The sequence below is a fragment of the Candidatus Pelagibacter sp. PS_16 genome (genome assembly GCF_059417965.1).
Map to the genome: position 1 here is coordinate 529,857 of NZ_CM182074.1, position 19,720 is coordinate 549,576.

Here is a 19,720-nt window from a genome sequence, read left to right on the forward strand (position 1 = left end):
AACTTAGCCTCATGAAACAATTACTATTTATATTATTCATTTATTTATCATTTTTAAACCCTGTTCATTCTGAAGAAAGGGAAGCTCGAGGTTTAGTGAGCGCAACGGAGAAAGTTTCCATTTCCAGTGAAATTGCTGCAAGAGTTCAAAGTATTAATTTTTTATTAGGAGATGCTTTTAAAGAAGGGGATGTGCTGATTAGTTTTGATTGTGAAATTTATAAAGCACAAAAAGATGTAATTAAAGCCGAACATGAGAGTGCAAGAATACAATTAGAAAATGATAAAGAGTTATTAGAACTAAGATCAATTGGTAAACTCCAATACCAATTAACAGTTTCAAATTATGAAAAGGCTAAAGCAGAATTGAGTATTGCAACTTTAAATGTGGATCGATGTGAAATCATTGCTCCTTATGATGGAAAAGTGATGGATGTTTATACAACTATTTTTACCAGTATAGAACAAAGACAACCCTTAATGGACATTGTTGGGGATGGATTATTAGAAGCTGAAATTGTTGCTCCAAGTAATTGGCTTAAATGGTTAAAAAAAGGACATAACGTAAAAATCATTATTGATGAAACTGGAGAAACGTTAGATGCAACCGTTATTAGTTTAGGAGCTACAGTGGATGCAATTAGTCAAACAATAGAATTAAAAGCACAGTTTAATGAAAAATACGATTCATTAATACCTGGAATGAGTGGGATCGTTAAATTTTGAGCGAAGATAAAAACATAAAAGTTGCTCGGTTATTTGGTTTAGAAAAAAAAGCAAGAGAAGCAAGATCTCAAGACGAACTACATTTTGTAATCGCAAATGAGACAAGACAAATTATCGATTATATCAGTGCGTTTTTATTATTAAAAACACCAGCGGATAAATTTAATATTAAAGCAACCTCTGATTTAGCTACAGTTGATAGAACGTCACCTTTACTTACTTTTATAGAAAACTTTGTGAACAACGATAAATCGTTAAGTGATAAAGAAATTCAAAATTTAGAATTAGACAAAATTGCTAAAAATATTAATTCTGAGAAACCAAAAAATTTACCCGAAAACATTTTATTTATTCCAATTATTTCACCTCAAAAAGGCCTACAAGGTTATTTATTATTAGTAAGAAGTGAAAAATTTTCTGAAAACGAAATTGAACTTGCCGGACATTTGTCTTCAACTTATGGTCATGCTTTTAATTCGTTCTTAAAAGATTTTTCAATTAAAAATCATTATAAAAAATATTTAACTGGAAAAAAATCATGGAAAATTTATGCAGCTATTTTTATAATTTTAATTTTACCTATTCGAATAACTAGTACGGCTCCAGTTGAGGTTATAGCAAAAAATCCAAGCTTAGTTACTTCACCATTTGATGGGGTGGTTAAAAATATTGTAGCAAGTAATAACGATAAAATTAAGCAAGGTGATTTATTGGTTTTATTAGAAGATATCGAACTTAAAAATAATTTAAATATTACAAACCAATCCCTTCAAGTAGCTCAAAAAGAACTTCTTCGAAGCAGACAATCATCCTTTACGAATAATGAGGAAAAAGCTCGATTAGCAGAATTAGTGGCACAAGTAGAATTAAAAAAAGTAGAAGTAGCATCAGCACAAGAAAAGCTAAAAAATACAAAATTATTTGCAAAACAAAAAGGAATTGCAATTGTAGATCAAAAAAATGATTGGCAAGGACGACCCGTTGCAGTGGGTGAAAAAATTATGACTGTTGCAAATCCTGATGAAGTTGAGTTTTTGATATGGTTGCCGGTTAAAGACTCGTTAGTTATTAAAGAAAATTCTAAAGTTAAAGTGTTTTTAGACATTAATCCAATTAGCTCGTTAAAAGGAAAACTTTTAAGATCTTCTTACGAACCTTCTTTGTCTCCTGAAGAAATATTATCTTATAAATTAGGAGCTAGTTTTGAGGGAAAAAAACCTCCAAGAATAGGATTGAGAGGAACGGCTAAAGTTTATGGTTCAAGAGTTTTTCTATTCTATTATGTTCTTAGAAAACCAATTACTTTTGTAAGACAATTAATAGGAATATGATCGTTCCTTATCTAAGACAAGATTTAGAAGTTTTTCGTGGTAATAGCCGTGAAGATGGTTCGCCCGCATGGCTTTTGTATGATGCAATTCGAAATAAATACTTCACACTTGGTTTAACTGCTTTTAAACTTATTAAAAACTGGAGTGGAGGTGAAGATATTAAAAACTTTGAAAAGAAAATTAATTCATCAGGAATTGAAACCAGTGAAGATGAAATAAAAAGTTTTATTAGTTTTCTTCACCAAAATAATTTAATTGTCCAACCTTCCGGTCAAAACGTTAGCTATTTACTACAACAAAAAAATAGCATGAAGAAGAGCTGGTTATTATATTTAATACACAGTTATCTATTTTTTAAAATTCCATTATTTAAACCAGACAATTGGCTTTCTAAAACTTTAAAATATGTAAAATATTTTGGTTCAAAACGATTTAGAAATATTACTTACTTCTTTGGTTTTGTTGGTTTATTTTTAGTCGCTCAACAATTTGAAACCTTTAAAAGCACTTTTCTTTATTTCTTTTCTTTTCAAGGGTTAATGCTTTATTTCTTAACTTTAGTTTTTGTAAAATGTCTTCATGAATTAGGACATGCTTATATTGCAAAACACTATGGTTGCAGAGTATCTGCGATTGGAATAGCTTTTTTAGTTTTTTTTCCATTTTTATATACCGATACAACTGATGCCTGGAGACTTAGAAATCACAAAGAAAGATTATTAATAAACTTTGGTGGTATACTTACAGAATTACATCTAGCGTTATTTGCAACTTTTATTTGGGGAATTTTACCTGAAGGTGGATTTAAAAGTGCAGCCTTTTTCATTGCAACAACATCATGGATTTCATCCTTAACAATTAATGTAAGTCCTTTCATGAGATTTGATGGCTACTATGTTTTTTCCGATTGGTTAAAAGCTGAAAATTTACAACCTCGTTCATTTGCTCTTGCAAGGTGGAAAATAAGGGAAACTTTATTTGGTCTTAATCATAGTCCTCCAGAAGAAATTAACCCCTCAAGAAGATGGACTTTTATCGTTTATGCTTGGGCGACATGGCTGTATCGATTTTTTCTATTTTTAGGTATTGCACTTTTAGTTTATCACCTAGCATTTAAATTTTTAGGAATCATACTGTTTGCAGTTGAAATTTATTGGTTCATTATGTTACCGGTAATTCGTGAAGTGAATAATTGGTACAAATTAAAATCTGAAATAAAATTTAACAAACAAACAAAAAGAACTTTAATCATTATTACTGCTTTATTAATGGTTTTATTCTTACCCTGGAAGTCATCTTTAAAAATACCTGCAGTATATATTTCTGAGCAGTATTCAAAAATTTACGCACCTTATCCTTCAATGATTAAAAGAATATTAGTTGAAAAAGATGATGAAGTTGAAAAAGGACAAAATCTTATTGAACTTTATTCGCCTGATTTAGAGAATGAAATTATTTCATTAAGAAGAAATATAAAACTAATCAAGACAAAGATTAATCGATTAAGTAATTCAGCAGGAAATATGGATCAATACTTAACGTTACAACAAAGACTAATTGCTCTACAAACTGAATTATCTGGTCTTACAAAAGTTCAAAATAAGCTTTTAATTAAAGCACCCATTAAAGGAAAGATAAAAGATTTTTATAATTTATCTGAAGATATGTGGGTAAGTAATTTAGATCAACTTTTAGGCATTGTTCATTTTGGTACTGGAAAAGTAAAAGGATTTATTAAAGAAGAACAAATAGATCGATTTTTAGAAGAAAACCCAGCTGTCTTTATTCCAAACGATGGAATTCATGATAAAGTTTATTTAGTTTCAAAATCACTAGATTTATCTGCTGTTAATAATCTTCCTTACATTTCATTAAGCTCAATTCATAATGGTCCAGTTGCTATAAGAAATTTTACAGGAGGAAAATTTCAATATCGTCCACAAACAGCACATTATATTGCAGACTTCAAACTTGCGAAACGTAGTAAAATTCAATTCGAATTACCTGGTTTTGTTCATATTGAAGGGAGTCGATACAGCCCTTTTACAAAATTGTTTAAAAATATTATTGCTATTCTTGTAAGAGAAAGTGGTTTTTAAATATCATTAGTTTATTAAACCTAAAATGGACGTCTTTTGATATAAAAAGATACATCAAATCAATTATAATTTTAAAAATGAAAGTTATAAATAATAAAAAAGGTTTTACCTTAATTGAATTATTAGTGGTAGTTGCCATCATTGGTATTTTATCATCTGTCGGGGTTGTTGCTTATAATGGGTATACAGCTGGGGCTAAAGAATCAGCTTGCAAAGGTAATTTTAGAACCATAGTTAAAGCTGTTTATGAAAATATAATGTGGTGTGAGCTTAACCCAACAATTAATTTTTTGTGGAATAATGAACAATCTTGGGAATTTGATTGTGATACTATGTTCTATAACGGCATGTCAGTTGTGTATCAGTATGGGTACACGACAACTGAACAATTAGTCAGTCTTACTGTAAGAGATATTTCTAGTCAAGATAGTCATAGAAAACCAGACTCAAATATAGGTTCAAGAACAACACTTAAAACGATGACTAATCCCTACACTGGTTCTGGTGCTGTTTCTGGTGGTACTGCAAGGAGGGAAATTTATGATGGAGATAGATATGATATGAGAGGTAGTGTATCTCTTCTAAAAAGAGATAGTAGTGGAAATGAATTAAGCAATAATTGGCAGTCAGAGGGACAACTGTATCTAATAACTAAATGTCGTGATAAAGTGATAGAATACGAATTTGATATCTATTGAAAATTTATATGTTTTCTTAAAATGGATAAATAATTAACATAAAATACTTCTTTCCATTTTCATATTTAATGTCTATAAGATACTACCATGGCGCGATATATCTTTGTCACCGGCGGTGTGGTTTCTTCCCTTGGTAAAGGTCTCTCTTCAGCATCATTAGCTTATCTATTACAATCAAGAGGTTACAAAGTTAGAATTAGAAAACTAGATCCGTATTTAAATGTAGATCCAGGAACTATGAGCCCATTTCAACATGGAGAAGTTTTTGTAACCGATGATGGAGCTGAAACAGATTTAGATTTAGGTCACTATGAAAGATTTTCAGGAGTGTCTGCAAAAAAATCAGATAATATTACAACAGGAAAAATTTATAGCGATGTTCTTAGAAAAGAAAGAAAAGGAGAATATTTAGGAAAAACTGTCCAAGTTATTCCACATATTACTGATCGTATAAAACAATTTATCAAACACGATTCATCCAAAGAAGATTTTGTTATTTGTGAAATAGGTGGAATAGTAGGGGATATAGAAAGCCTGCCATTTGTAGAGGCGATTAGACAATTTGCAAATGATGTGGGTAAAAAAAATGCATTATTCATTCATTTAACCTTAGTTCCTTACTTAAAAGCATCGGATGAAATAAAAACAAAACCAACCCAACACTCAGTTAAAGAATTAAGAAGTATAGGTATTCAACCAGATATCATCATTTGTAGATCAGAAAGACCTATTCCATTAGATCATAGAAAAAAAATATCATTATTTTGTAATGTGGATATTAAAAATGTTATTGAGACAGTAGATGTAAGAACTATTTATGAAGCTCCAATGAGCTTTTTTAAAGAAAAATTAGATTTGCAAGTTTTAAATTATTTTAAATTAAAATCAAAAAAACCTGCAAACTTAAATCCTTGGAAAAAAATAACTAAAATAATTTTACATAATAAAAAACAAGTTAATATTGCAATCATTGGAAAATACGTGGAGTTAAAAGATGCTTATAAATCTTTAGATGAAGCATTAACCCATGGAGGAATTGATAATAAAGTTAAAGTCAATTTAGTTAGAATAGATTCTGAAAAATTAAAAATTTCTGAAATTAAGAAGAAGCTTAAAAATATTTCAGGCATATTAATTCCCGGTGGATTTGGTAAAAGAGGCACAGATGGAAAAATTGAAGCTATCAAACACGCCAGACTAAATAAAATTCCATTCCTTGGAATTTGTTATGGAATGCAAATGGCCATCATTGAATTTGCAAGAAATCAATTGAATTTAAAAAATGCTACCTCAAGTGAGTTTGATAAAAAAGGATTACCTATTATTGGATTAATCAATGAATGGACCAAAGATGGTAAAAAGATTAAAGGAACCGATAAAGATTTAGGAGGCACAATGAGACTGGGTTCTTATGATGCAAAACTAAAAGATAATTCAAAAATCAGTAAAATTTATAAATCCAAATTAATTAAAGAGAGACACAGACATAGATATGAAGTCAATATTGCTTTTAAAGATAAATTTGAAAAAAAAGGGATGATTTTTTCAGGGTTATCGCCTGATAATAAGTTACCTGAGATTATAGAGTTAAAAAATCACCCATGGTTTATAGGGGTTCAGTTTCACCCTGAATTTAAATCTAGACCTTTAGCTCCTCATCCTTTATTCTCTTCATTTATCAAGGCAGCTAAAAATCATAAATGAGTAGTAAAAAAGTTAATTGCGGAAATATAGAAATTTCAAACGATAATAAGATTTGTATTATTGCTGGACCTTGTCAGCTTGAAACTGAACAACATGCAATGGACATGGCAGGTAAAATTCAAGAAATTACAAAAAAATTAGGTCTTGGATTTATCTATAAAACTTCATTTGATAAAGCGAATAGAACCAGTTTAAAAGGGCAAAGAGGGGCCGGTTTAGAAGCTTCCCTTCCCGTATTTGATAAAATTAAAAAAGAACTCAACGTTCCAATTTTAACCGACATTCATAACGCAGAACAATGTTCATTATTAAAAGATCATGTTGATATTTTGCAAATACCTGCATTTCTATGTAGGCAAACGGATCTGTTAATCGCTGCTGCAAAAACGAATAAAATTATAAATGTTAAAAAAGGTCAATTCCTAGCACCATGGGATATGGTTAATGTTACAAAAAAAATTGCTGACTCTGGTAATAATAATATTTTAGTTACCGAAAGAGGAGCAAGCTTTGGTTATAATACTCTTGTCTCTGACATGAGATCTCTACCCATAATGGCAAAAAATGGATATCCAGTTATCTTTGATGCTACGCACTCAGTGCAACAACCTGGAGGTTTAGGTGAAACAAGTGGTGGTCAAAGAGAGTTTGTAGAATACTTAGCAAGAGCTGCAGTAGCTGTAGGTGTTGCAGGTGTCTTTATTGAAACACACCAAGATCCAGATAATGCTCCATCTGATGGACCTAACATGGTTCCATTAGATAAATTAGAAAAATTATTATCTCAATTATTTGAAATAGATAATCTGATTAAAAAATAAATGAGTAAGATTTTAAAGATTAAAGCTCGTCAAGTTTTTGATAGTAGAGGAAACCCCACAATTGAAGCTGAAGTTTATTCAAAAAAATTAAGTGCGTCTGCCATTTGTCCATCGGGTGCTTCAACCGGAACTTATGAAGCATTTGAAAAAAGAGACGATAACAATAAAAAATATTTAGGTAAAAGTGTTTTAGGTACAGTCAATTTAGTTAATACGAAAATTTCAAAAAAATTAATAGGTACAAATATTCATGATCAAACACGTATTGATACAATCTTAATTAATCTTGATGGTACTAGACAAAAAACAAATTTAGGTGCTAATGCAATTTTAGCTGTATCAATGGCTGCTAAAAAGCTTTCAGCAAAGATTAAGAATATTCCACTGTATAAAACTTTTTTAGTAAAAAATAATTATAAATTACCATATCCATTAATGAATATTATTAATGGGGGTGCACATGCTAATAACGGATTAAGAATTCAAGAGTTCATGATTAGACCCGATAAAGCTAAGAGTTTTTCAGAAGCTATGAGAATATGCTTTGTTGTAATTAATAACTTAAAAAAGCTAATTATAAAGAAAGGGTTGTCAACATCTGTTGGTGACGAAGGTGGTTTTGCTCCAATGATCAATAGTAATGAAAAAGCTTTAGATTTAGTTGTTGCTGCAATTAATAAGTCTGGTTTTAAAAATGGCAAAGATGTTTCGATTTGCTTAGATGTGGCGGCAAATGAATTAATGAAGAAAGATAAGTATTCTATTCATTCAAAAAAATTTGTTTCGGTAGATCAATCTATTAAAGAATATAAGAAAATAATAAATAAATACAAAATTAAATCTATTGAAGATCCATTTGGAGAAAATGATTGGATGGCATGGAGTAAATTAATGAAAAATACTAATAATGTGCAAATAGTTGGAGATGATTTGTATGTAACTAATTTAGAAAGACTTAAAAAAGGCTTTTTAAATAATTCTTCAAACTCTATATTAATTAAACTCAATCAAATTGGTACGGTATCTGAAACACTTGAAGTTATAAAGTTTGCACAAATCATTGGATATAAAACAATAATTTCTCATAGATCTGGAGATAGCGAAGACACTTTTATAGCAGACCTGGCTGTAGGTACAAATTCAAATCAAATAAAAACTGGATCTTTAGCTAGATCAGAACGTGTTGCAAAATATAATCAATTATTACGTATAGAAGAAGAGCTTGGAAAAAAAGCATCAATGAGTAAAATTCATTAATGCTGGGGAAATTAAAAAAAAATTATTTTTTATTAATCTCTACTTTTTTAATACTTTATTTTTTCTTTAACCTTCTAGATGGTGAAAGAGGTCTTTTTTCTTATTTTAAAAAAAAAGAAATTTTAGTTAATTTAAAAATTGAAGAAGCTAATTTATCTAATAAAATAAAAGAGCTTGAATTTAAAAACTCTCTATTAAGTACTAAATTAGACCTAGATTATGTTGAAACCTTAATTAGAGAAAAATTTATGTTTGGCAAAGAAGGAGAGACCCTTTATATAATTAAAAAGAATGACAACTAAGCCAAGACATCCAGAAAAAGTTAACAAACCTTTAAATCCAATCAAAAAAAAACCTGATTGGATAAGATCTAAACTTGTTAATAGTAAAGAGTTTTTTCTAACAAAAACAATTGTTAATAATAATAATTTAGTAACGGTATGTCAGGAAGCTAACTGTCCAAATATCACAGAATGTTGGAGCAAAAGACATGCAACATTTATGATAATGGGTGATACTTGCACAAGAGCATGTGCTTTTTGTGATGTAAAAACAGGCAAGCCAGGAAAACTAGACTCATTAGAACCCGTTAAAATAGCTGAAGCCGTAAAAAAATTAAATTTAAAACATGTCGTAATCACTTCCGTTGATAGAGATGATCTCGACGATGGAGGATCAAATCATTTTTTTGAGGTAATTGATCAAACAAGAAAAAAAAATCCTAATACATCTATTGAAGTTTTAACACCTGATTTTTTAAGAAAAGGAGATGCTTATAAAAAAGTACTAGAAGCTAATCCTGATGTTTTTAATCATAACATTGAAACTGTGCCTAGACTTTATTTAAAAGTAAGACCAGGCTCTAGATATTTTTCATCATTAGAACTCTTAAAGAATGCAAAATTAGTTAATAAAAATGTTTTCACAAAATCAGGATTAATGGTTGGATTAGGTGAAAATAAAGAGGAGATCATTCAAGTGATGGATGATCTAAAAGCAGCTGATGTAGATTTTTTAACTATTGGTCAATACTTGCAACCCTCTGTAAGACATCACCCCTTAGATCGTTATTACCATCCTGATGAATTTAAAGAGTTAGAAACTATTGCAAAATCAAAAGGATTTTTATTAGTTTCATCGACACCTTTAACTAGATCTTCCTATCATGCAGATGAAGATTTTGCTAAACTTCAACATAATAGAATTAACAATCATTAATGCCTAAGGCATCAGTTAAAAGAAGTATAAATAAAAAAAAAAATAAACTTATTGAGTTTGTTTTGGATATCGAAAAATATCCAGAATTTATCCCTTTTTGCCTAGACTCAAAAGTCTACGATAGAAAAGATGAAAATAATCAAATTTTAATCATAGCAGATTTAACAATTGGAAAGGGTCCTTTTAGCGATACTTATAAAAGTGACGTTAGATTTAATAAAAAAGATGACACGATTAATGTTACTAATTTAGATGGACCACTAAAACACTTACAAAATAATTGGAAATTTATAGAAAATAATAACATCACTGAGGTTTATTTTGATGTTGATTTTGAAATTAAAAATAAGTTTTTAAATTTGTTAATGGAAAAATCTTTTGAATTTGGTTTAAATAAAATTGCTGATGCTTTTCAAAAAAGAGCTGAAACAGTATAAAAAATTTAAAAAACTGCTCAAATTAAAGAGCTAACAATATCCAAGGCCCTTTTAACTGAAGCTTTTTGAATTGAGTTTCTTGTTTTTTGTTTAAAAATATTTTTTGTTATCACCAATTTATTGGAACTTTTTACTCCTATATAGACTAATCCGATGGGTTTGTTTTTAGTTCCGCCATTAGGACCTGCAATTCCAGTGACAGATACATTTATTTGAGCTTTAGAAATCTTTGTTAAATTTTTAACCATAGCCTCACAACATTCAGCACTAACAGCACCATATTTTTTAATAATATTTTTATTTACTTTTAAAATATTGATTTTTGCTTGATTAGAATAGGTAATAAGACCTATGTTAAATACTTTAGATGCACCACTAATAGAAGTAATAGATGCAGCTAACATCCCTCCTGTGCATGACTCGGCAAAAGATATTTTAAGTTTTTTTTTAATTAATTTTTTTACAATATTTTTCATTATAAAATATAATTCTTTAAAATCATGAAACACACAAGGGTTAGAACCACATAAAAACCAGCACAGATATCATCCATAATTACACCAAAACTATTCTTAAAGTTTTTATCAAAAAAGTTTACAGGAAATGGCTTCATGATATCAAAATATCTAAAAAGAATAAAAAATAGAGCATAATAAACAATAGCTTCACCAGCGTCTTTTGTTGTTCCATGAGATATCTCATAAAGATATATGGGTATTGATTGACCTAAAAATTCATCAATTATTATTTCACCAGGATCCTTATTTTCACTATTTTCTATATAACTTGAAACAGCATAAAATGAGTAAATAAATACTATTATCAATCCAAATAAAATTATATTTGGTGAAATATTTAAAGTGTGGAATAGATAATAAAGAATAATTACAGTCGCCAGTGACCCAAATGTTCCGGGCATATATTTAATCTTACCAAGACCAAACATAGTAACTAATAATGAGTTGAAGAATTTAATCATTTTTAATAACTGAGGCTATTACTTCACAAGCTATAGCTTTTTCTTTACCAATTACACCTAACTTTTCAGTTGTTTTACCTTTTATATTAATTTGAGTGGGAGAGATATTACAAATTTTTGCAATACAGTTTAATATTTGTTTTTTATATTTTTGAATTTTAGGTTTTTGAGTAATGATATTAATATCAAGATTATTTATTAGATAACCTTTTTTTACAGTTTGCTTTATTATTTTGCTTAACAGAATTGTAGATCTGATATTTTTAAATTTCTTATTCTTATCAGAGAATTTTTCACCAATATCACCCATAGAGCAAGCTCCAAGTATAGCATCTGTTACAGCGTGTAACACAGGATCTCCATCTGAATGACCTAATGTACCAATAGGTGAGGGTATCTTAATTCCACCTATGTAAAGCTTCTTATTAGGAACCAACCTATGAACATCAAAACCTATTCCAAATTTTATTAAATTATTAAATTTAATATCTGAATTTATTGTAATTTTATTATTAGTAGTTTCGCCCTTTATAATCTTTATTTTTTTACCAGCTCTTACAAATAAGTTAGCATCATCAGTAACTTCCTCACTTTTATTATTTTGAAGTTCAAAAAGTTTTTTATAGTTAAATGCTTGAGGTGTTTGGATTAAGTAAATATTTTCTCTTTTTAAATTTTTAACATTATTCGATATTTTCTGCTTAACTGTATCTGCAGTTTGAATTGCGGGAATTACACAATCATTTAATTTTAATTCATTCATTAATTTATTTAAAAGTTTTAAAGAAAAATTTGGTCTTGCAGCATCATGAATTATTACATTTTTAAAATTATTTTCTTTAATACTTTTTAAGGCATTATAAGCAGACTCTGCTCTTGTTTTTCCACCTGTGATAATTTTGATGTTTTTAATATTAAGTTTCTTGATAAAATTTTTGTGTTTTTTATTTACTACCAGAACAATTTTATTAAATTTATTAAAAACTTTAGCTTTATCAATTGAATGCAATAATAAAGGTTTACCTTTATAATTTGTGTAGGGTTTTGGAGTATTTGAATTAAATCTTTTACTTTCACCTCCAGCAAGTATTATAAAGCAACTATTCATGATAAAAATATATAACACATTATATAGTTCAAAATGATTGATTTTATTAAAAAAAATATATTCATCATTGTAGTATTTTTAATTACTTTATTTATAGGTTTTATAACTTTTTTAACGTTTATTGATAAAAGTTTTTTAAAATTATCTGATGACAATCTCCAACTATTATTAATTGGAAATATTGCATTGTTAATACTTCTTTTTTTTATGATTTTTTCAGAAGTAAGAAATTCTTTAAAGATAGATGTTGATGTAAGTGGCTCTAAAGCCAATAGAAAATATATAACATTCTTTGCATTATTTACTTTAATTCCTTCGATTTTAATTTCTTTATTTTCATTATTTCTCCTTTCATTTGCTCTTGATAAATATTTAGATAAAAAAATAACAACAGCTGTTAATAATTCTTATGAAATTGCAAAAAGCTATACTGAGGAAGTTAGAACAAAAACACAATCAGAAATAATTTTAATAGCATTTGATTTAAACAAAAGTATCAATTTTTTAAATACAAATATTAATCAATTTAAAAGTTTTCTTAAAACTCAAAAACTAATTAGAGGTATGGATGAAGTTCATATTATTGAAGGTAATGGAAATTTATATTTATCAACTTTAGAAGATACTACTTTATATACACCACCTTTAAGTGATGCTTTAGAAATGGTCCAAAACGATAAAAGACCACTTAAAATTATTAATGCTTATAAAAATCAAACAGCATCCATTATAAAGCTTGAAAACTTTGAAGGTAAGTATTTATATATAGTAAAGTATTTAGATAAAAAAATTTCACAATATTTAATAGAGTCTCAAGAAGCTCTTAATTTTTACTACACAGTTTTAAATAAACAAACTGGGATTAAGATATCATTTGTATTTATTTATCTAGTTATAGTTTCACTATTATTATTTTTATCCATATCAATAGCCATAAGATTTTCATCAAGATTTTTTAGGTCTATTAATAATTTAATTATTGCATCTTCTAATATTGGAAAAGGTAATCTAGATATTAAAGTACCAGAAATTAAAACTGATAAAGACATGGAGATTTTAAATCAAAATTTTAATTTAATGATAGATAAACTAAAATCACAACAAGAAAAAATTATAATCAAAGAAAGACACGAAGCTTGGGAAAATCTAGCTAGAAAATTAGCTCATGAAATTAAAAATCCACTCACACCTATTCAATTAACCATTGATAAATTGAAAACTAAATATTCAGAAAAAGTAGAAGATAATGAAAAAGAAGACTTTTCTAAAAGTTTATTGATTATTGGAAAGCAAATTAAACAAATTGAAAATCTAGTTAATGAATTTTCGGATTTTGCAAGAATGCCAAAACCAATTCTCAAAAATAATAACTTAGTTTCCTTGATAAAAGATAATGTTAAATTAATAAATGAACTAGATAATGAAATCATAATTGATTTTAAATCAAGTAAATCTAAAATTCTTTTAAACTCTGATAGTGAACAATTAAGCAGAGTTTTCTTCAATTTAATTAAAAATTCTATTGAAAGTATACAGGATAAGAAAATTGATAATGTTAATTTTAATGGAAAAATCGATATTTCTATAAATGAGAATGAGGAAATAATTAACTTCAAAATTATCGATAATGGATTAGGATTTGGAATATTTAAAAACAATATAAAAGACATTCTAAATCCTTATTTTACAACCAAAAAAAAAGGTACAGGCTTAGGCTTGTCTATTGTTAATAAAATAATAAATGATCATAATGGTAAAATAAATTTTATATCACTTGAAAAGGGTGCAAAAATTGAAATTACATTTACAAAATAATGAGTACTGAAATATTAATTATTGATGATAATGCAGATATTAGAAACATTATTAATGATCTAATAATTGAAGCTGGTCACAAAACAAGATTAGCTGCAAACTATTATCAAGCATTAAATGAGATTGATAAAAAACTCCCAGATGTTGCAATAATAGATGTTAAGTTAGACAAGAGTGATAATGATGGTTTAGAGCTATTATCACACATCAAAACTAAGGATAAAAATATTCCAGTTATAATAATTACAGGTCATGCAAATGTTGAAATGGCAATCAAAGCTTTAAAAGCCGGTGCTTTCGAATTTATTGAAAAACCTTTTAATCAGGAAAGATTATTAAATTTTATTAATAGGGCTGTTGAAAATTTAAATCTTAAAAATAAGAATAAAGAATTTGAAAGTAAACTTTTTTATTCTTATGAATTAATTGGTGCTAGTGACAATTTTAAAAAAATAAAAGATCAAATAGATAAAATATCAGTTTCCGAAAGTAGAATTTTTATCAATGGTCCTACTGGCTCAGGTAAAGAATTGATAGCAAGAAAAATACATAAAGAATCCAAAAGACAGAAGGGTCCTTTTGTTATTTTGAATGGCGCATTACTTGATATTAAAAAATATGAATTAGAATTATTTGGCGAAGAAAAAGATAATGGCTCCATAACTTATGGAGCTTTAGAGAAATCAACAAAGGGTATACTTTTAATAGATGAAATTTCTGAAATCCCACTTGATACTCAATCTAAAATTTTAAGAGTTTTAATAGATCAAAAATTTAGAAGAATTAATGGCAGCCATGATATTAATGTTGATGTAAGAATTATATGTTCTTCTAGTAAAGATATAAAAAAAGAAATAGAAAATGGTAATTTTAGAGAGGACTTATATCATCGACTTAATGTATTTGAAATTAACATCGACCCTTTAAAAGACAGGGTTTCAGATATACCTTTGTTAGTTGAATATTTTTCTGAAAAAATTTCAACAAACTATAATTTAAAAAAACTAAGTATTGATACAAATAATAAATATTTACTCAATTATGATTGGCCAGGTAATGTTAGAGAATTAAGAAACTTAATAGAGAGAATAGCAATACTTTCGCCCGATAGTACTGATAAAATTTCAAATATTATTAAAGAATCTCTAAAAACACCTGATATTAAAAATACACCATCAGAAAACTCTTTATCTATACCATTAAAAGAAGCTAGAGAAAATTTTGAAAAAGAGTATTTAACTACACAATTAAAAAAATTTAATGGCAATATATCAAAAACTGCTGATTTTATTGGAATGGAAAGATCTGCCTTACATAGAAAGCTTAAAGGTTTAGGGATCAAGGAATTAAACTAAATGAATATTATAATTTGTGGAGCAGGTAGAGTAGGCTTTACTATCGCAAAAATTTTAAGTGAGCAAGGACACTCAATAACTATAATTGATCAATCAAGTGAAGATATACAAAAGATTGATGACACACTTGATGTAAAATCTATTGTGGGTAAAGCTACTTATCCATCAATATTAGAAAAGGCAAACGCAACCGAAGCTGATATGATTATTGCAGTAACACGTAATGATGAAATTAACATGTTGATATGTCAAATTGCATTTTCAATATTTAATGTTCCAAAAAAAATAGCAAGGATCAGATCACAAGATTATTTAAATCCAAAATTCACAAAAGTTTATAATAAAGAAAATTTACCAATAGATGTTATAATATCACCTGAGATTGAGATAGCAAAGTCACTTCAAAGAAAACTAGAAGCCCCTGGTTCACTAGATAATGTTCCTTTTGCTAATAATAAAATTAGATTGCTTGAGATTTTGATAGATGAAAATTGTCCAATAAAAGACATCAAGCTTAATGAGCTAACAAAAAAATTTCCAAAACTTAATTCTAATATAATGGGAGTAATTAGAGATGAAAAATTTGTTTTATTAAAAAAAACGGATGTAATGCTTAAAGAAGACAAAGCTTATGTTGTAATTAACGCCTCACAAATGAATGAAACTTTAGCAGCCTTCGGTCATACAGAAAAAATTTCTAATAAAATTTTGATTATCGGAGGAGGAAATATAGGATTTAACTTAGCAAAAAATTTAGAAGAAAGTTTTGATTCTGCAAGAGTTAAAATAATAGAAAAAGATAAGGAAAGAGCAGAACTTATTGCAAGTCAATTAAATAACACAATTGTTATAAATGGAGATGCATTAGATGAAGAAGTTTTATTGGAGGCAAATTTAGAAGAGGTTCAAACTGTTTTGGCTTTAACAAATGACGACGAAGATAATTTAATGATAAGTGTATTGGTTGAAAAATTTGCTAAAGACAATGATGAATTAAGTGACAAAAGAACTATGGCTTTAATTAACAAGCCCAATTATTCTCTTTTACAATCTTCTTTAAAAATTGATGATTTTATTGACCCTAGAATGAATACTGTATCAAGTATCTTAAAACATATTCACAAAGGCACTATTGAAAATGCTTATAGTATTTTGAATGGTGAATATGAGATTATTGAAGCTGAAATTATTGAAACTTCAGAGTTAGTAAATAAAGAGTTAAAAAATTCTAACTTACCAGATGAAATAAGAATAGGTGCAGTTTTAAGAGGTGAAGAAGTAATTATCCCTAGATCAAATTTTGTATTTAAAAAAGAGGATATTGTTGTTCTTTTGGCTAATAAAGATTTCTTACATGTTGTAGAAAACATGTTTCGTATAAGCTCTATTTAATTTAATGAAATACTTTAAACTCATTTATTTGAGTGTTTTTTTTGGAATAGTTTCAATTTTAGCTTTTTTTAATATCACTTACTCTTACTATCTAAACCTCTATCTAAATCTAAATACCTACATAATTACATTTATAGTCTCTATTCTTTTAACAATATTATTTTATTATTCAAAAAATAATGATGAAAAAAAAATAACTATATATGATAAAATATTAACAATACTTCTTGGTTATTTTTTATTACCAATAGTTATTTCTATACCTTTTTATTTTAGTATTTATAATTTAACTTTTGTTAACGCTTTCTTCGAGTCAATTTCTGGATTCACTTCAACAGGTTTTACTATTTTTAACAATATTAATCATATTGATCAAAGCTTAATATTATGGAGATCTGCTTCTCAATGGATAGGGGGTCTTTATTTTTTATTTTCTATAATACTTTTAATTGATATTTTTGATCATAGTTTTAAAAAATCTTTAACTAATTTTTTATCTTTTAATAAATCTGAAACATTCAAACAAGCATTCAAAATTTTTTTATTTTATTCATTAATTACACTTTCAATTTTTATAATTTTAAGTTTATTTGATATTAGGTTATTTAATTCTCTAAATTTAGCAATGACCATAATTTCATCAGGTGGTTTTTTACCATCTAATAATTTGTCTAATATATTGGTCAATAATTCCCAAGTTATTATTATATCAATTTTATTGCTATCTTCTTTTTTTAGTATTTTTTTAATTTACAATTTAATCTTTACAAAAAACCATAACCTCAATTTCTTTAATGAAGATATTCATTTGTTATTTTATTTCTTATTTTTGTTGATTATTTTTTTTGTATTTTTAAATTTTGAAAATAATTTTAGTGAATTATTTTTATCCTTAACAAGTAGTATTTCTAATGTAGGTTTTTCTCTTAATAATTCTTCTAGTAATTTATCTTTTGTTTTTCTAATACTTGTTATTATTGGAGGATCTTTTTTTTCGACAAGTTCTGGTATTAGGTTTTTAAAAATTTATTCTTTATTTAAATATTCAATTAACGAAATTCTTTCTTACAGTAGACCTAAAAATATTTACATAAATAAACACTTGTTTTCAAAAGATACATTTAAATTAGATGAAATTTATAAATATTTTTTATCTGTTATAGTTTTTATAATTTCTTTATTAATTTTAACCTTTCTATTAACTTTAAGTGGAATTGATTTTGAAAGCTCTTTTAAACTCTCAATATTAACCATAATGAATACAGTAAATTCATCATTGTTTGGGTTGGCTGATTTTAGTTTTTATGATCTACATTTTATCACTAAGTATTATCTAATTTTCTTTATGATTATTGGTAGACTAGAGCTTCTAACTTTATTAATTATTTGTAAAAAATTTCTTTTTAAAAATTAAATTCGTACTATAAATATACTATTATTAATTTGCGCTCTTAGCTCAGCTGGATAGAGCATCGGTTTTCTAAACCGAGGGTCGGTGGTTCGAGTCCACCAGAGCGCACCATCACTATATGTAACATATTGTCTTTAATGGAGCACTACATATAGTTAGAACAATTCTAAAAACTAAATTTTTATTTTGATGCTAGTTATAAAATGTTAAACATCTGACTTAATTCAAATCATTTTGAATTATTTGTTAACAAATAAATAAATAAAACAGAGGAATAAAATATGTTTAAATACGTAAAACAATTAACTTCTCTAGTTGCTATGGTTGCAGTTCTGTTTACTTTTACAACAGAAACAATGGCCGCTAAGAAGTCAAAAACTCTTAAGAACACTCAGAAAAAAGGTTTCGTAAGATGTGGTGTATCTCAAGGTCTACCTGGATTTTCAAATGCTGACGCTGCTGGAAATTGGACTGGTGTTGACGTTGATGTATGTAGAGCGGTTGCTGCTGCAGTATTAGGTGATGCGAACAAAGTTAAGTTCACTCCACTAAGTGCTAAAGAAAGATTCACAGCTCTAACTTCTGGTGAGATTGATATCTTATCAAGAAACACAACTTGGACACTTTCTAGAGATGCTGACATTGGTTTAACATTCGTTGGAGTTAACTTCTACGATGGCCAAGGTTTCATGGTAAGAAAAGACTCAGGAATTACTTCTACGAGCCAATTCAAAAATGGAATTTCAGCATGTACTAACATTGGTACTACAACTGAACTAAACATGAGAGACTTCTTTAATTCAAAAGGAATTTCTTATGAGCCAGTTGCTTTTGAAAAAGCTGATGAAGTTGTTGCAGCTTATGACTCAGGCAGATGTGATACTTACACAACTGACAAATCTGGTCTAGCAGCACAAAGAACAAAAATGACTAACCCTGATGATCACGTAGTGTTACCAGAGACTATTTCTAAAGAGCCTCTAGGACCTGTTGTACGTCAAGGTGATGCAGTTTGGGAAGACATCGTAAGATGGTCACTAAACGTAATGATCGAAGCTGAAGAGTACGGTATTAACTCTGCAAACGCTGACATGATGAAAACTTCTGAAAACCCACAAATCAAAAGACTTGTTGGTTCTGAAGGTGAATTAGGTGCAGCATTTGGTTTAGATAACGATTGGAGCTTAAGAATTATCAAACAAGTTGGTAATTATGGAGAAAGCTACAAGAGAAATATCGCTGATACTGGTATTTTACCTGACAGAGGTCCAAACCAAATTTGGACTAAAGGTGGACTACTATACGTACCACCAGCAAGATAATTATTATCTAACAAAACATAAAAAGGGCTAGATTTATCTAGCCCTTTT

General features: G+C 27.8%; 18 protein-coding genes and 1 tRNA gene. 16 read left to right on the top strand and 3 right to left on the bottom strand.

All coding sequences use genetic code 11. The features are described from left to right. Nucleotides 1-11 precede the first annotated feature (11 nt). The 10 genes from AC5SL0_RS02705 (at nt 12) to AC5SL0_RS02750 (ending at nt 10,290) form a co-directional block, all read left to right on the top strand. Nucleotides 12-725: an efflux RND transporter periplasmic adaptor subunit gene (locus tag AC5SL0_RS02705; protein ID WP_011282050.1), complete on the top strand. Its 714-nt coding sequence runs from the start codon at nt 12-14 to the stop codon at nt 723-725. Beyond that, nucleotides 722-2,056 carry an efflux RND transporter periplasmic adaptor subunit gene (locus tag AC5SL0_RS02710; RefSeq protein WP_006996984.1) on the top strand — a complete coding sequence of 445 codons (1,335 nt, stop codon included), beginning with the start codon at nt 722-724 and terminating at the stop codon, nt 2,054-2,056. Before AC5SL0_RS02705 ends, AC5SL0_RS02710 begins: the two co-directional genes overlap by 4 nt. Next, on the top strand, nt 2,053-4,155 hold the full coding sequence (locus AC5SL0_RS02715) for a site-2 protease family protein (RefSeq protein ID WP_494618641.1): 2,103 nt from the start codon (nt 2,053-2,055) through the stop codon (nt 4,153-4,155). The genes AC5SL0_RS02710 and AC5SL0_RS02715 overlap by 4 nt, the downstream gene beginning before the upstream one ends. A 77-nt stretch (nt 4,156-4,232) precedes the next feature. Further along, nucleotides 4,233-4,853, top strand: coding sequence for a pilin (locus AC5SL0_RS02720; RefSeq protein ID WP_494618642.1), 621 nt, complete (start codon nt 4,233-4,235; stop codon nt 4,851-4,853). Nucleotides 4,854-4,940: 87 nt separating this feature from the next. Continuing rightward, on the top strand, nt 4,941-6,557 hold the full coding sequence (pyrG, locus tag AC5SL0_RS02725) for a CTP synthase (RefSeq protein WP_011282053.1): 1,617 nt from the start codon (nt 4,941-4,943) through the stop codon (nt 6,555-6,557). Further along, nucleotides 6,554-7,378, top strand: coding sequence for a 3-deoxy-8-phosphooctulonate synthase (gene kdsA, locus AC5SL0_RS02730; RefSeq protein ID WP_494618644.1), 825 nt, complete (start codon nt 6,554-6,556; stop codon nt 7,376-7,378). Before pyrG ends, kdsA begins: the two co-directional genes overlap by 4 nt. Further along, nucleotides 7,379-8,635, top strand: a complete 1,257-nt coding sequence (eno, locus tag AC5SL0_RS02735; protein ID WP_494618645.1) for a phosphopyruvate hydratase — start codon at nt 7,379-7,381, stop codon at nt 8,633-8,635. Continuing rightward, nucleotides 8,635-8,937, top strand: coding sequence for an FtsB family cell division protein (locus AC5SL0_RS02740; protein ID WP_006996975.1), 303 nt, complete (start codon nt 8,635-8,637; stop codon nt 8,935-8,937). The genes eno and AC5SL0_RS02740 overlap by 1 nt, the downstream gene beginning before the upstream one ends. After that, nucleotides 8,927-9,853 (top strand): lipoyl synthase, encoded by a 927-nt coding sequence (gene lipA / locus AC5SL0_RS02745; protein WP_494594152.1) that lies wholly within the window; start codon nt 8,927-8,929, stop codon nt 9,851-9,853. Before AC5SL0_RS02740 ends, lipA begins: the two co-directional genes overlap by 11 nt. Further along, entirely contained in the window at nt 9,853-10,290 is a 438-nt protein-coding gene (locus AC5SL0_RS02750) for a type II toxin-antitoxin system RatA family toxin (RefSeq protein WP_006996973.1), read from the top strand. The genes lipA and AC5SL0_RS02750 overlap by 1 nt, the downstream gene beginning before the upstream one ends. 17 nt (nt 10,291-10,307) lie before the next feature. Here AC5SL0_RS02750 and AC5SL0_RS02755 read toward each other — a convergent pair whose 3' ends face one another. Genes AC5SL0_RS02755 through ispD form a run of 3 tightly spaced genes read right to left on the bottom strand, consistent with a single transcriptional unit; the run spans nt 10,308 to nt 12,377 of the window. After that, entirely contained in the window at nt 10,308-10,799 is a 492-nt protein-coding gene (locus AC5SL0_RS02755; RefSeq protein ID WP_494618647.1) for a CinA family protein, read from the bottom strand. Continuing rightward, complete coding sequence (locus AC5SL0_RS02760; RefSeq protein ID WP_494618648.1) at nt 10,766-11,269, bottom strand: phosphatidylglycerophosphatase A family protein; 504 nt, start codon at nt 11,267-11,269, stop codon at nt 10,766-10,768. The genes AC5SL0_RS02755 and AC5SL0_RS02760 overlap by 34 nt, the downstream gene beginning before the upstream one ends. After that, entirely contained in the window at nt 11,262-12,377 is a 1,116-nt protein-coding gene (gene ispD, locus AC5SL0_RS02765) for a 2-C-methyl-D-erythritol 4-phosphate cytidylyltransferase (RefSeq protein WP_494618649.1), read from the bottom strand. Before ispD ends, AC5SL0_RS02760 begins: the two co-directional genes overlap by 8 nt. A gap of 33 nt (nt 12,378-12,410) precedes the next feature. On the opposite strand from ispD, the gene AC5SL0_RS02770 reads away from it, so the two are divergent. The 6 genes from AC5SL0_RS02770 to AC5SL0_RS02795 all read left to right on the top strand — a co-directional run bounded on the left by AC5SL0_RS02770 (nt 12,411) and on the right by AC5SL0_RS02795 (nt 19,672). Further along, nucleotides 12,411-14,192: a sensor histidine kinase gene (locus AC5SL0_RS02770; protein ID WP_494618651.1), complete on the top strand. Its 1,782-nt coding sequence runs from the start codon at nt 12,411-12,413 to the stop codon at nt 14,190-14,192. Further along, nucleotides 14,192-15,547: a sigma-54-dependent transcriptional regulator gene (locus AC5SL0_RS02775; RefSeq protein ID WP_494618652.1), complete on the top strand. Its 1,356-nt coding sequence runs from the start codon at nt 14,192-14,194 to the stop codon at nt 15,545-15,547. The genes AC5SL0_RS02770 and AC5SL0_RS02775 overlap by 1 nt, the downstream gene beginning before the upstream one ends. Continuing rightward, complete coding sequence (gene trkA / locus AC5SL0_RS02780; RefSeq protein WP_011282062.1) at nt 15,548-16,939, top strand: Trk system potassium transporter TrkA; 1,392 nt, start codon at nt 15,548-15,550, stop codon at nt 16,937-16,939. A 4-nt stretch (nt 16,940-16,943) separates the two neighbouring features. Further along, complete coding sequence (locus tag AC5SL0_RS02785; RefSeq protein WP_494618653.1) at nt 16,944-18,353, top strand: TrkH family potassium uptake protein; 1,410 nt, start codon at nt 16,944-16,946, stop codon at nt 18,351-18,353. A 31-nt stretch (nt 18,354-18,384) separates the two neighbouring features. Continuing rightward, nucleotides 18,385-18,461 (top strand) — tRNA-Arg (locus tag AC5SL0_RS02790). A gap of 170 nt (nt 18,462-18,631) precedes the next feature. Beyond that, entirely contained in the window at nt 18,632-19,672 is a 1,041-nt protein-coding gene (locus AC5SL0_RS02795; protein ID WP_011282064.1) for an amino acid ABC transporter substrate-binding protein, read from the top strand. Nucleotides 19,673-19,720 lie beyond the last annotated feature (48 nt).

What these genes read in the sequence shown, in the direction of transcription:
- AC5SL0_RS02705 (WP_011282050.1), top strand. Translation starts at nt 12, where the DNA reads ATGAAACAATTACTATTTATATTATTCATTTATTTATCATTTTTAAAC.
- AC5SL0_RS02715 (WP_494618641.1), top strand. Translation starts at nt 2,053, where the DNA reads ATGATCGTTCCTTATCTAAGACAAGATTTAGAAGTTTTTCGTGGTAAT.
- AC5SL0_RS02720 (WP_494618642.1), top strand. Translation starts at nt 4,233, where the DNA reads ATGAAAGTTATAAATAATAAAAAAGGTTTTACCTTAATTGAATTATTA.
- pyrG (WP_011282053.1), top strand. Translation starts at nt 4,941, where the DNA reads ATGGCGCGATATATCTTTGTCACCGGCGGTGTGGTTTCTTCCCTTGGT.
- kdsA (WP_494618644.1), top strand. Translation starts at nt 6,554, where the DNA reads ATGAGTAGTAAAAAAGTTAATTGCGGAAATATAGAAATTTCAAACGAT.
- eno (WP_494618645.1), top strand. Translation starts at nt 7,379, where the DNA reads ATGAGTAAGATTTTAAAGATTAAAGCTCGTCAAGTTTTTGATAGTAGA.
- AC5SL0_RS02740 (WP_006996975.1), top strand. Translation starts at nt 8,635, where the DNA reads ATGCTGGGGAAATTAAAAAAAAATTATTTTTTATTAATCTCTACTTTT.
- lipA (WP_494594152.1), top strand. Translation starts at nt 8,927, where the DNA reads ATGACAACTAAGCCAAGACATCCAGAAAAAGTTAACAAACCTTTAAAT.
- AC5SL0_RS02750 (WP_006996973.1), top strand. Translation starts at nt 9,853, where the DNA reads ATGCCTAAGGCATCAGTTAAAAGAAGTATAAATAAAAAAAAAAATAAA.
- AC5SL0_RS02760 (WP_494618648.1), bottom strand. Translation starts at nt 11,269, where the DNA reads ATGATTAAATTCTTCAACTCATTATTAGTTACTATGTTTGGTCTTGGT.
- ispD (WP_494618649.1), bottom strand. Translation starts at nt 12,377, where the DNA reads ATGAATAGTTGCTTTATAATACTTGCTGGAGGTGAAAGTAAAAGATTT.
- AC5SL0_RS02770 (WP_494618651.1), top strand. Translation starts at nt 12,411, where the DNA reads ATGATTGATTTTATTAAAAAAAATATATTCATCATTGTAGTATTTTTA.
- AC5SL0_RS02775 (WP_494618652.1), top strand. Translation starts at nt 14,192, where the DNA reads ATGAGTACTGAAATATTAATTATTGATGATAATGCAGATATTAGAAAC.
- trkA (WP_011282062.1), top strand. Translation starts at nt 15,548, where the DNA reads ATGAATATTATAATTTGTGGAGCAGGTAGAGTAGGCTTTACTATCGCA.
- AC5SL0_RS02785 (WP_494618653.1), top strand. Translation starts at nt 16,944, where the DNA reads ATGAAATACTTTAAACTCATTTATTTGAGTGTTTTTTTTGGAATAGTT.
- AC5SL0_RS02795 (WP_011282064.1), top strand. Translation starts at nt 18,632, where the DNA reads ATGTTTAAATACGTAAAACAATTAACTTCTCTAGTTGCTATGGTTGCA.